The organism is Nitrospirota bacterium (genome assembly GCA_016207905.1).
GTDB lineage: Bacteria > Nitrospirota > Thermodesulfovibrionia > Thermodesulfovibrionales > JdFR-86 > JACQZC01.
This window is the reverse complement of the sequence record JACQZC010000037.1, coordinates 16,928-28,565: the sequence shown is the minus strand read 5'-3', so window position 1 is coordinate 28,565 and position 11,638 is coordinate 16,928. Positions and strand designations below refer to the sequence as shown.

Annotated in this window: 10 protein-coding genes, 3 tRNA genes and 1 rRNA gene; 2 read left to right on the top strand and 12 right to left on the bottom strand. The window is 43.1% G+C overall.

Going from position 1 to position 11,638, the window contains the following annotated elements; genetic code table 11:
- The first annotated feature begins 278 nt into the window (after nt 1–278).
- Nucleotides 279–851: a hypothetical protein gene (locus tag HY805_04460; protein MBI4823466.1), complete on the top strand. Its 573-nt coding sequence runs from the start codon at nt 279–281 to the stop codon at nt 849–851.
- A 19-nt stretch (nt 852–870) separates the two neighbouring features.
- Here HY805_04460 and HY805_04455 read toward each other — a convergent pair whose 3' ends face one another.
- From HY805_04455 to HY805_04420, 8 genes are all read right to left on the bottom strand, one after another.
- Nucleotides 871–2,058 carry an aminotransferase class I/II-fold pyridoxal phosphate-dependent enzyme gene (locus tag HY805_04455; protein ID MBI4823465.1) on the bottom strand — a complete coding sequence of 396 codons (1,188 nt, stop codon included), beginning with the start codon at nt 2,056–2,058 and terminating at the stop codon, nt 871–873.
- Nucleotides 2,045–2,893, bottom strand: coding sequence for a lipoyl synthase (gene lipA, locus HY805_04450; protein MBI4823464.1), 849 nt, complete (start codon nt 2,891–2,893; stop codon nt 2,045–2,047). The genes HY805_04455 and lipA overlap by 14 nt, the downstream gene beginning before the upstream one ends.
- 110 nt (nt 2,894–3,003) lie before the next feature.
- A tRNA-Met gene (locus HY805_04445) sits at nt 3,004–3,077 on the bottom strand.
- 35 nt (nt 3,078–3,112) lie between these two features.
- Nucleotides 3,113–3,229, bottom strand: a 5S ribosomal RNA gene (gene rrf / locus HY805_04440).
- A gap of 49 nt (nt 3,230–3,278) precedes the next feature.
- Nucleotides 3,279–3,351, bottom strand: a tRNA-Ala gene (locus HY805_04435).
- A 12-nt stretch (nt 3,352–3,363) separates the two neighbouring features.
- A tRNA-Ile gene (locus tag HY805_04430) sits at nt 3,364–3,437 on the bottom strand.
- Nucleotides 3,438–3,651: 214 nt separating this feature from the next.
- Entirely contained in the window at nt 3,652–3,984 is a 333-nt protein-coding gene (locus tag HY805_04425; GenBank protein MBI4823463.1) for a type II toxin-antitoxin system PemK/MazF family toxin, read from the bottom strand.
- Complete coding sequence (locus HY805_04420) at nt 3,969–4,163, bottom strand: DUF2281 domain-containing protein (GenBank protein ID MBI4823462.1); 195 nt, start codon at nt 4,161–4,163, stop codon at nt 3,969–3,971. The genes HY805_04425 and HY805_04420 overlap by 16 nt, the downstream gene beginning before the upstream one ends.
- 845 nt (nt 4,164–5,008) lie before the next feature.
- On the opposite strand from HY805_04420, the gene tkt reads away from it, so the two are divergent.
- Nucleotides 5,009–7,009: a transketolase gene (gene tkt, locus HY805_04415; protein MBI4823461.1), complete on the top strand. Its 2,001-nt coding sequence runs from the start codon at nt 5,009–5,011 to the stop codon at nt 7,007–7,009.
- Nucleotides 7,010–7,031: 22 nt separating this feature from the next.
- Here tkt and HY805_04410 read toward each other — a convergent pair whose 3' ends face one another.
- From HY805_04410 to glmS, 4 genes are read right to left on the bottom strand one after another with little or no spacing between them, the layout of a single operon-like run.
- Nucleotides 7,032–7,376 (bottom strand): aspartate 1-decarboxylase, encoded by a 345-nt coding sequence (locus HY805_04410; protein MBI4823460.1) that lies wholly within the window; start codon nt 7,374–7,376, stop codon nt 7,032–7,034.
- A gap of 4 nt (nt 7,377–7,380) precedes the next feature.
- A complete protein-coding gene (gatC, locus tag HY805_04405; protein ID MBI4823459.1) occupies nt 7,381–7,665 on the bottom strand; it encodes an Asp-tRNA(Asn)/Glu-tRNA(Gln) amidotransferase subunit GatC in 285 nt (94 codons plus the stop codon).
- Nucleotides 7,662–9,752: a DUF3553 domain-containing protein gene (locus tag HY805_04400; protein ID MBI4823458.1), complete on the bottom strand. Its 2,091-nt coding sequence runs from the start codon at nt 9,750–9,752 to the stop codon at nt 7,662–7,664. Before HY805_04400 ends, gatC begins: the two co-directional genes overlap by 4 nt.
- Nucleotides 9,753–9,799: 47 nt before the next feature.
- Nucleotides 9,800–11,632, bottom strand: coding sequence for a glutamine--fructose-6-phosphate transaminase (isomerizing) (gene glmS / locus HY805_04395; protein MBI4823457.1), 1,833 nt, complete (start codon nt 11,630–11,632; stop codon nt 9,800–9,802).
- Between the last annotated feature and the right edge of the window lie 6 nt (nt 11,633–11,638).

The following is an 11,638-nucleotide window of genomic DNA, read 5'->3' as shown; positions in this document are numbered from 1 at the left end:
TAAAGGCACGGACTTCGGTAAAATAACCAATGAGCAGGTGGCAATGGTAGCATCATTAATTAACACAAGGCCCAGAAAATGTCTGGGCTACAAGACGCCCCTTGAAGTCGCATCTGTTGCACTTCGAGATTGAATGTAGGGTGTCTGGTAATATAGAATTCCAAATTTTTGAATCCAAAAAGGAGAAATCATGAAAAAGAATTGGGTGATGAGTTTCCGAATTTTATATTATCAGCCACGCTTCTTGGAATGCTGAAATAGGGGCTAAAATCGTAACAATGGTAGAAAAAAAGGTCTTATATTTCGAAAAGCCCGGAAGGGAAAACACCTCTGAATGCCTGAGGGTTGTAAAAGAGGCTATAAAAGATTCAGGCTATGAGCACCTTGTTTTAGCATCCACAACTGGAGAGACAGGACTTTTATTTTCCGAGTCATTGAAAGATGCCGGGCTCAACCTTGTTGTGGTCACTCATTCAGCAGGCTTTAAGGAGCCAAACATATCGGAGATGCCTGATGATGTCAGGGAAAAGATAAAGGGCTTTGGTGCAAATGTATTTACAGGCACGATGCTTACCCATTCTATAGATACTGCGTTTTCGGGAAAATTCAGTGGAAGTTATCTAACCCACATAGTTGCCCAGAGCCTCAGAAGATTTGGCGAAGGCCCAAAGGTCTGCTGTGAATGCGTGATGATGGCAGTTGATGCAGGGCTCATACCTGAAGGAGAGGAAATTTTAGCTGTTGCAGGCACAGCAAGGGGCGCTGACAGTGTGTTAGTTATAAAGTCTTCCACATCTAAGAGATTTCTTGAGCTGAAGGTGCTTGAGGTTCTGGCAAAGCCGAGGGTATAAATAAAGCCTTCAAACTTTTTCAAATCCCCTTTTTCAATGCCTTTTTTATCCCCTTTACCGCCTGTTTGATTCTATGCTCGTTTTCAACGAGGGCAAATCTCACGAAGCCATCTCCGCCCTCTCCAAATCCAATCCCAGGGGAGACTGCAACACCTGCCTCTTTAATGAGGAATTTGCAGAATTCAAGTGAGCCGAGCTTTTTAAATGGCTCAGGTATTTCTGCCCAGACAAACATAGTTGCCTTTGGTGGAGGGACATCCCAGCCAGCCTTTTTTAGCCCCTTTATAAGCTCGTTTCTTCTTGACTGATAGGTCTTTCTATATCCCTCCACACAGTCCTGAGGACCTCTCAAAGCTACTATGCTTGCTATTTGTATTGGCTGAAACATACCGTAGTCCAGATAGCTCTTTATCTTTATAAGGGCACCAACAACCTCTTTGTTGCCTGCGCAAAAACCCACCCTCCAGCCTGCCATGGAATAGCTTTTCGTTAGGGAGAAAAACTCAACCCCAATGTCCTTTGCCCCTTCTACTTGAAGAAAACTCGGTGCCTTATAACCGTCAAACACTAAGTCTGCATATGCAAAATCATGTATAACTATTACCTTGTTTTCCTTTGCAAAGTCCACTACCTTCTTAAAAAAATCAAGCCCTTCGACAACCTCTGTTGTTGGATTATGCGGAAAGTTTATTATAAGTATCTTTGGCCTTGGCCATGTCTTTTTGTATGCTTGCTCAAGCTCAAAAAAGAAATCTATGCCTGGACCAATTGGCACATTCGTTACCTCTCCGCCTGCTATTATCACGCTATACGGGTGTATCGGGTAAGCAGGCGTTGGGGTCATAACCACATCTCCTGGCTGAACAGTCGCTAATATGAGATGCGAAAGCCCTTCTTTTGAGCCTATTGTTACAACGGATTCTGTTTCAGGGTCAATGTCTACATCGAACCTTTTTTTATACCACTCGGTGTGTGCAACCCTTAATTGTGTTATGCCTTTAGATGCAGAGTACCTATGGTTTTTCGGGTTTTTTGCGGCCTCGCAGAGCTTCCCTATGACATGCTCTGGCGGAGGAAGGTCAGGGTTTCCCATTCCTAAGTCAATTATATCCTCGCCCATTTTTCTTGCCTCAGCCTTGAGGTTATTTACTATTGCAAACACATAAGGAGGAAGTCTCTTAATGCGCCAAAAATCAAAAAGCGACATTGCTAAATACCTCTTCTGCGTTCATCGAGCTTCTCACTAATGGTGAGGAAGCTACAGAGTTAAAGCCCATATCTAAAGCCAAATCTTTCAGTCTTTCAAATGTCTTGGGCAATACATATTCCTTTACAGGAAGGTTTCTCTTAGAGGGCTGTAGATACTGCCCTATGGTAATCATCTCACAACCTGCACTTTTCAAGTCATGGAAAACGCCAAGCACCTCATCGAAACTCTCTCCAAATCCGAGCATCAGTCCGGATTTTGTCTTTATATGTGGCTTAAGTTTTTTTGCCTCATAAAGAAGATTAAGTGACCTTTCATAGTTAGCCTGATGCCTCACCTCAGGGTAAAGACTGGGAACCGTTTCCACATTATGATTAAAGACATCGGGGCATGAGCTAATGACCGTCCTTAAGGAATCCATAGAGCCCATGAAATCAGGGGTTAATACCTCAACCTTTGCAAAGGAGATATGCCTTTTAACCTCTAAAACTGTATCTCTAAAATGCCCTGCACCTCCATCGAAAAGGTCATCCCTCGTAGGGGATGTAAGCACTATATATTTAAGTCCCATCTCTTTAGCGGCAAGTGAAACCCTCAAAGGCTCATCGGTCTCTGGTGGAAAAGGCAGTCCTTTATCTACAGAGCAAAAGCTACACCCTCTTGTGCAAAGACTCCCTAATATCATGAATGTGGCAGTGGGCTTTCTAAAGCACTCTGACTTATTCGGGCATCTTGCCTCCTCGCAAACAGTAGAAAGCCCATATCTGCGGAGTAGATGCTTCATATCATGAATGCCCTCATAGCTATATCTTGTCCTTATCCAATCAGGAAGCATCCAATCAGGAAGCCTCATAGATTTAACAATAAATGGAAGGCAGGTGGTTTGTCAAATTGTTCTATAATTCAGCATCAAAAAGATACTGATTGCCATTGTTATAAAAAGAGTGGCGGGGGGAGGATTTGAACCTCCGACCTTCGGGTTATGAGCCCGACAAGCTACCAGACTGCTCCACCCCGCGATTGTTTGTCCCGAAGCATTGGGATAAAAAATTAAATCCGGCGGCGACCTACTTTCCCAGAACCTCGCGGTCATAGTATCATCGGCCCTGGTGGGCTTAACTTCCGTGTTCGAGATGGGAACGGGTGTTTCCCCACCGGCATCGCCACCGGAAACTTTCTTCTATTTATATAGTATCATTTAAAAAATAATAAATCAACAGTGGAGGTGAACGGGCTCGAACCGATGACCTCCTGCTTGCAAAGCAGGCGCTCTCCCAACTGAGCTACACCCCCGTCGGTTATACATGGGCCTAAGTGGGATCGAACCACTGACCTCGCGCTTATCAGGCGCGCGCTCTAACCATCTGAGCTATAGGCCCTATAAAACAGTGATTCGCCATACAGGCCCATAACAGCTTAGATAAAAAGGTTACCTCAACTACTTTGTCTTTGTCAACTTTTCCACTTCCCTGAATTTATTTCAGGGTCTCATAACATGCTGATTTTCTTAGATGCTGAAACGAGTTAATAAAGGGTAGGATTTTTCAGAGGGGAGCCTACTACAATATGAATTTGAGAACTGTTTGGGACAGGTTAATTCTGTATGATTTCAATTACTCTTTTAATAATTTCTTTAAGCTTCTCTGCTGTAAGATTGCCGACTTTATACAAAACAATATGATTATCTGCTGTGAATAAACGATTAGGTCTCACATTACTTGACTGTTTTAAACTGCCTGTCTCAAAATCTTTATCATCAAGTGAGATTGCATAATTGTCTTTGACGGATTGACTGGTTATCTGACAAAGAATCAAGTCATCTCCTTCTAATGCAGTAATAACCAAAGCAGGACGCCTTTTGGCTTGGGTTAAGTCAGAGAAGGGAAATGGGACAACAACGACATCACCTTTTATAAACCCTGCCACGCCTTATCTTCCTCAGGTCTAAGCCAATCTTTCTTAAGGGATGATTCACTTGCAATGGCAAGAGCAAGCCTTTCCTTGATTATTTTTGTTTTTAAAAATTGGACAAAATCTAAGACCTCATCAAGAAAAGGCTCTGGAACTTTTCCAAGCTCGCTTATAAGGAGTTCCTTTTTGCTCATAACTGCTCCTTTCTTAGTTTACAACAAATTATAACAAATTTAAGCCTTAGATTGTATGGGTATCAGAGATGCCTTCAAAAAGATGATGTCCCTGTAAGTTGTTGAAGTAGGAAGGACTCCGGTTGCATTATCTTAAGCAGACTCCTCTTTTCTGTCAAGGGGATGTATGGGTTCAGGACATATGAGACAAGTTATATCCCCCTCACCCTCGCCCTCTCCCGCAAGGGGAGAGGGGATTACACACCCCTGACCCCTCTTAATAGAGGGAAATACGATATTCTTCTGCCGAAGCATCGGCATCGAAGGAGACTTCCTTTTTTATCCTCTCCCTTGAGGGGAGGGGTTTGGGGAGGGTGATTAAAAATATTTTTGTATCACTCTTTTATTTCACCCCCACCCGCACCCTCCCCCCCTCAAGGGGGAGGGTCGGAGGGGAAAGGGGAGATTTGATAGAAAGTGCCAACAGAGGAAACCATAGTTCATTTTTTACTTGACAAATAGATTTCAATAGTTTATTATCTAACTATAGTTTATAAGGGGAAGGAGACCCTTCGACAAGCTCAGGAAGACGAAAGAGGAGAGGTAAGGATGCTGATTTGCTTTAGTAGTAAAGCAAAACTAAAGCAGGAATCGTTTAAAATCAATAGGTTAGACTACCCCCCCTCCCCCTATTAAAGTAAAGCAAAGACATTAGACCCTGAATCAAGTTCAGGGTGACAGAAAAGACAAAATGGAGGTCTGAATGAAAAGAGGACAAGGCACTCCTGAGATTAACCTTGAATTCCTAAGAGCCTGTATGAGATAATTTTAAAATTCGAAATCTTTAATCCCAAAATGGAGGTGCAATGACCGAAATCGACAAACTTTCGATAAACACAATCAGCCTGCTTTCTGTGGATGCAGTTGAAAAAGCAAAGTCAGGGCATCCGGGCATGCCAATGGGGGATTCTGCCATGGCTTATGTTGTCTGGATGAAATGCCTAAGGCATAACCCTAAAAACCCAAAATGGCAAAACAGAGACAGGTTTATCCTTTCAGCAGGACATGGCTCGATGCTCCTTTATAGCCTTCTACATCTTACAGGCTATCCTATATCGCTTGAGGACATAAAGAGTTTCAGGCAATGGAACAGTAACACACCAGGGCATCCCGAATACTGTCTCCAACATGGCATAGAGACTACCACAGGCCCATTGGGTCAAGGCTTTGCAACTGGCGTGGGCATGGCTATTGCCCAAAGATATCTCTCTGAAATGTTTAACAGGACAGGATTTCCAATCGTAGATTATTACATTTACGGCATATTAAGCGACGGTGATATGATGGAGGGTATCTCCTCTGAGGCCGCATCCTTAGCAGGACACTTGAGACTCGGTAATATTATCTACCTTTACTCTGACAATAAGATAACCATAGAGGGCTCAACTGACCTTACATTCACAGAGGATGTCAAGAAAAGGTTTCAGGCATACGGCTGGCATGTGGAAAAAACCGATGGATATGACCTTTTGGCAATCGGGGCATCTCTTAAGAAAGCAAGAAATGAAAAGAAAAGACCATCCTTGATTATAGTTAGAACTCACATCGGCTATGGCTGTCCAACAAAACAGGACACTCCTGAAGTTCATGGAGCACCACTTGGCGTAGATGAGATAAAAACCATGAAACAGTGCCTTGGTTTTCCTCAAAAGGACTTCTATATCCCCAGAGAGGTTCTCAGGCACATGAGGAAGTCCATACAAAAAGGTCAAAGCCATGAAAGAAAATGGAAAGGGCTTTTTAAAAGCTACAGAAAGAAATACCCTGAATTGGCACGGAAATGGGATAACCTTATTAGAGGCAGATTGCCTGAGGCATGGGCTCAATCTCTTCCTTCATTTAAGCCATCCGATGGTCCTCTTGCTACGAGAAGTGCATCGGGTAAGGTGTTAAATGCTATCTCAGGCAATCTCCCTGAGCTGATTGGAGGCTCTGCTGACCTTGCACCTTCAAACAATACCTATCTAAAAGGATACCCTGATTTTTCCTCTAAATCAGCAGGCAGAAACCTGCATTTTGGAGTAAGAGAGCATGCAATGGGTGCAGTCTTAAATGGGATAAGCTTAAGTAGGATGCTTATTCCTTATGGAGGAACTTTCCTTGTGTTTCTGGATTATATGAAGCCCTCTGTAAGACTTGCGAGCCTTATGTCTCTTCAGGTGATATATGTTCTGACACATGACTCTATTGGTCTTGGCGAAGACGGTCCTACACACCAGCCAATCGAGCATCTTTCAAGCTTAAGAACGATTCCAAATATGACTGTCATCAGGCCTGCTGATGCAAATGAAACAGTAGAGGCATGGAAGATAGCACTCGAAAATAAAACAGGGCCTACTGCCCTAATACTTTCAAGGCAGGCATTACCTGTCATAGACAGAAGCCTTTATGCATCTGAAAAGGGTCTTCGGAAGGGCGCTTATGTTATCTCCGATTCAGAGGAGGCTCCTGATATTATTTTAATTGCATCAGGCTCTGAGGTTTCCCTTACGCTTTCTGCCGCAAACATCCTTAAAGCCGATGGCATCAAAGTCAGAGTGGTTAATATGGCAAGCCTTGAGCTATTTGAAAAACAGGATGAGGTATATAAGGCTCAGGTCCTTCCTCCTCAGATTGAAGTGAGGCTTGCAATAGAAGCAGGCTCTACTTCACTTTGGTATAAATATGTTGGACTCAAGGGTGCAGTCATCGGGATTGACAGGTTTGGTGCATCTGCACCTGCTAAGGTGCTATTTGAAAAGTTTGGCTTTACAGTAGAAAATATAGTAGAGCATGCAAGGAGATTGCTTAAAGCTATTGTCCAATGAAGCTAAGGAATGCCTCTACAAATCAGCTAATAACCTTGTTTTTACTATTAAGCCTTATTATCTTTGGCTTAAATCCCTTGAGCTTTGTCTCATTAGTATAACAGTAAGAGAATATGATTACTATGTCTCCCTTAGCACCTTTTCTTGCAGTAGGACCATTAAGGCATATCTCACCTTTTTTGCCAGGTATGGCATATGTCTCAAACCTTTCTCCGTTATTGAGGTTGCTGACAGAGACTTGCTCATAAGGCATTATATCGGCTATTTTCAGTATATCGGTATCTATGGTGATACTGCCCTCGTACTGAAGGTTTGCATCTGTAACGACTGCGCCGTGAATCTTAGCCCTGAGGATACATCTAAGCATAGTGTTATTCTATTATTTTAGGCACCCTATAGAGGCACTCTTTCCTGTCTGGAGCATTTTCCAATGCATCCTCTGTCTTTAAAGAAGGAGCCTCTTTATCCTCACGCATGACATTGCTGAGAGCAATAACATGCGAGGTTGGCACAATGTCCAATGTATCTAATTCTTTTAGCTTGTCCATATACTTAAGGATACCACTTAGCTGTGAGCCAAAGGTCTCTATTTCTTTGTCTGAAAGCCAAAGCCTTGAGAGCCTTGCAATGTGCTTAACCTGTTTTTTATCTATCATAGTTTTTGCAGGTTTGCAAACTTCATAGCCAATCTCTTGACCCCTATATTTGGAAAGTTAACCGTAATCTTCTGGTCATCGCCTTCGCCTGAGCAATCCCTGACCACACCCACTCCCCATGTAGGGTGTTTGACCCTACTACCAACTACATATGTAAAAAACTTGAATACCTTGACTTTTTCTCCAAAGACTTTCCGTGCTACGGTAGATGGCATTGCCTCTATCTTATGACAGCAACCAATAGGAATGTCCTTAAGGAATCTCGAGGGCTGTTGCTCCTGAATCTTTGCATAAAGCCTTCTTTTCTTAGCACATGTAAGATAAAGTATATCTTTTGCCCTTGTCATGCCCACATAGAGAAGTCTTCTTTCCTCTTCTAACTCCTTATTGTCTTTTGCCTTGAAATACGGCATTATTCCTTCCTCAAGCCCTGATATAAAGACTGCTGGAAACTCAAGTCCTTTTGCAGTATGAAGGGTCATGAGCGACACTGCGTTGTCTTTGTTTACATCGTCGAGATTGGTAAGCATGGATACCTTGTCGATGAATTCCTTTATTGTTATGCCCTCTCCTCCTGCAATCAACTCTCTGACATTCTGAGACCTTTCATCGTCAACGAAATCCTCATATCCACTTAAGTTATGGATATGTCCGAGCATATCTCCTACGTCCTTGAACTTCTTGAGAGATGCTGTCTCAATCAGATCCACAAATGCCTGAAAACCTTCCTTAATTGCCGAGGTAGTGTTGTTTGTCCTGAGAAGCTCTTTTATGCCATCAAAAAGGCTAATTGTCTTCTTTTTTGCAACCTGCTCTATCTTTGAGAGCGTTGATTGACCGATTCCCCTCGGAGGGCAATTTATTATCCTCCTTAAGCACACATTGTTATGGGGGTTTAATACAAGCTTCATATATGCAATTAAGTCCTTTATCTCTTTTTTCTGATAAAAGCCAACACTACCAACTATATAGTAAGGAAGCCTTTCGTTTCGCATCGTCTCCTCAATGGTTTTTGACTGAAGGTTCACCCTGTAAAGCACTGCGAAGTCCCTGTAGCTATATATGCCTTTCAGGTATAGTTCCCTTATGGTCTTTGCGATAAATCTCGATTCCTCTTGTTCTGTATCAAAACTACACAGGTATACCTTATCTCCTTGCTTTCTATCTGTAAAGAGCCTCTTGGGATGTCTCACCGTATTTTTATTTATTATATTATGGGCAGAATTAAGTATATGCTGTGTAGAGCGGTAATTCTGCTCGAGCTTTATGACCTTTGCCTTTGGAAAGTCCTTTTTGAAGTTCATTATATTTGCAATCTCAGCGCCTCTGAAGCCATAGATGCTCTGGTCGTCGTCACCAACTGCGAATATATTACCATGGCTTCCGGAAAGGAGCTTTAAAAGCCTGTATTGGGCGTGATTTGTGTCCTGAAACTCATCAACGAGGATATGATGGAACAAGCCCTGATACTTTTTAAGTACCTTTGGATATTCTTCAAAGAGCTTAATAGTGAAGACTATGAGGTCGTCGAAGTCCAGTGCATTGGATTTTCTAAGCTCATCCTGATACCTGACATAAACCCTTGCGAGTTTATCCTCAAAGCCAAATACATCGCCCTTTGAAAGGAACTCCTTTGGTCCTATAAGGGATGTCTTTAAAAAGCTAATCCTCGAAAGGACGCCCTTATAAAGTGCCTCATAGATTTTGAACTCCTTGAGTATATGCCTTATGAGGCTTGACTGGTCGCTTTCATCAAGTATAGAGAAATCACTGCTAAAGCCTAAAAGCTGTATTTCCCTTCTCAGAATCTTACTGCACTGGGAATGAAATGTTCCAATCCATGCATCTTGCATGTCCTTTTTTATAAGTGAGGCTATTCTCTGCCTCATCTCGTCTGCCGACTTATTCGTAAAGGTAACGGTCAGTATGCCGTTTAACGAGGATTTGCCTACGAGATGTGCAACCCTGTGAGCAATGACCTTTGTTTTACCGCTTCCTGCCCCTGCAAGCACAAGCAGAGGACCATTTCCATAAAGGATTGCATCTTTCTGAGCGGGGGTTAGCCCTTCAAGAATTTTTTGTGACATGGGTCTCCTTTAAATAATACCAAACTTCTACCGTTTAAGTCCACATCTCATTCCACTGTAACGGACTTTGCAAGATTTCTCGGCTGGTCAACATCGCATCCCCTCAATACCCCTATATAATAAGCTAAAAGCTGAAGCGGGACGGTGAAAAGCACTGCCATAAGGAATTCATTCGACTCAGGCACCTCTATAGAGTATTCCGTAAGGTTTCTGACCTCCGTATCGCCTTCGCTAATAACAGATACTATATTCCCCCCCCTCGTTTTCACCTCGTGTATATTAGAAATGACCTTTTCATAAAGCCTGTCTTTTGGTGCAAGGAAAAGCACAGGTAGCTCCTCGTCTATCAGTGCAATCGGGCCATGTTTCATCTCTCCCGAAGGGTATGCCTCTGCATGTATGTAGGATATTTCCTTCAGCTTGAGTGCGCCTTCGAGGGCTATCGGATAAAGCGTTCCTCTTCCAAGGTAAAGAAAGTCTTTTTTCTTGAAGAACTCCTTTGCGATTTTTTCTATCTCCGTGCCTTTCAAAAGTATAGTCTCGACCTTATCGGGGATGCTCAGAAGCTCTGCAAGCAATTCCTTTGAGCCTTCCTCTGACACAGTGCCTTTTGCCATGCCCAGGGCAATTGCAAAAAGATAAATGCCTACAATCTGCGTAACAAAAGACTTTGTGGATGCAACTCCTATCTCTGGACCAGAGCGGGTGTAAAAGACATAATCGGCATCTCTCGAGGATGTAGAGCCCATGACATTACAAATGCTCATAACCTTCGCACCCAATCTTTTAGCCTCTCTCTGTGCCGCAAGACTGTCAGCAGTCTCCCCTGACTGGCTAATCGTAACGAAGAGGACCCCACTGCCGTCTATCACAGGGTTTCTATATCTGAACTCGGAGGCTATATCCACTTGGACCTGAACCCTCGAGATTGCCTCTATGATGTACTTTCCGAGAAGCCCTGCATGCCATGAGGTCCCGCATGCCACTATGCAAACCCTGTTAATGGCATTCAGCGTGCTTTCGTCAATGCCAAACTCCTCGAGATTTATCTGTCCTGTGTCTGCATTGAATCTGCCAATTATCGTATCTGCAATAGCCCTTGGCTGTTCATATATCTCCTTTAGCATGAAATGCTTATATCCGCCTTTTTCTGCCATCGAGGAATCCCACAGGATTTTTTTGACCTCTTTTGCTAAGGTAGAGCCATTAATGTCCATAAACCTAACTTCCTTATCTGTCATCACGACCATCTCTTTGTCGTTAAGGAATACCACATCCTTCGAGTAGTTTAAAAACGCAGGCACATCAGAGGCAACAAAGGACTCGCCCTCCCCTATACCAACTACAAGCGGGCTATCTTTTTTTACGCCAACAACCTTTCCCGGCTCCTTACTGCTCATTACTGCAATGGCATAGGCACCCCTTAAAACCTTCACCGCCTCTCTTATGGCATCCTCTAAAGGAAGCCCTTTAGTGTGATATTTCCTGATGAGATGACATATGACCTCTGTGTCTGTCTCCGATGTAAATATAAATCCTTCTTTTTCAAGCAGTTTTCTAATGGAAAGAAAGTTCTCTATTATGCCATTATGGACAAGAACCACTCCATCTGACCTGTGTGGATGGGCATTTTCCTCAGAGGGCTTTCCATGAGTAGCCCATCTTGTATGTCCTATGGCTGTTTGGCTCGATGGCAGATTTAAGCCAAAAATGCCTTTAAGGTCTTTTATCTTTCCCTTGCACCTTTTTACCTCGATTTCACTGTCTCTGAAATAGGCTATTCCTGCTGAATCGTAGCCTCTGTATTCAAGCCTGCTTAAGCCATCCAATATTACCGTGACTGCATCCCTTTTGCCTGTATAGCCGATTATCCCGCACATGTGAGT

What these genes read in the sequence shown, in the direction of transcription:
- HY805_04460 (MBI4823466.1), top strand. Translation starts at nt 279, where the DNA reads ATGGTAGAAAAAAAGGTCTTATATTTCGAAAAGCCCGGAAGGGAAAAC.
- HY805_04455 (MBI4823465.1), bottom strand. Translation starts at nt 2,058, where the DNA reads ATGTCGCTTTTTGATTTTTGGCGCATTAAGAGACTTCCTCCTTATGTG.
- lipA (MBI4823464.1), bottom strand. Translation starts at nt 2,893, where the DNA reads ATGCTTCCTGATTGGATAAGGACAAGATATAGCTATGAGGGCATTCAT.
- HY805_04420 (MBI4823462.1), bottom strand. Translation starts at nt 4,163, where the DNA reads ATGAGCAAAAAGGAACTCCTTATAAGCGAGCTTGGAAAAGTTCCAGAG.
- tkt (MBI4823461.1), top strand. Translation starts at nt 5,009, where the DNA reads ATGACCGAAATCGACAAACTTTCGATAAACACAATCAGCCTGCTTTCT.
- HY805_04410 (MBI4823460.1), bottom strand. Translation starts at nt 7,376, where the DNA reads ATGCTTAGATGTATCCTCAGGGCTAAGATTCACGGCGCAGTCGTTACA.
- gatC (MBI4823459.1), bottom strand. Translation starts at nt 7,665, where the DNA reads ATGATAGATAAAAAACAGGTTAAGCACATTGCAAGGCTCTCAAGGCTT.
- HY805_04400 (MBI4823458.1), bottom strand. Translation starts at nt 9,752, where the DNA reads ATGTCACAAAAAATTCTTGAAGGGCTAACCCCCGCTCAGAAAGATGCA.
- glmS (MBI4823457.1), bottom strand. Translation starts at nt 11,632, where the DNA reads ATGTGCGGGATAATCGGCTATACAGGCAAAAGGGATGCAGTCACGGTA.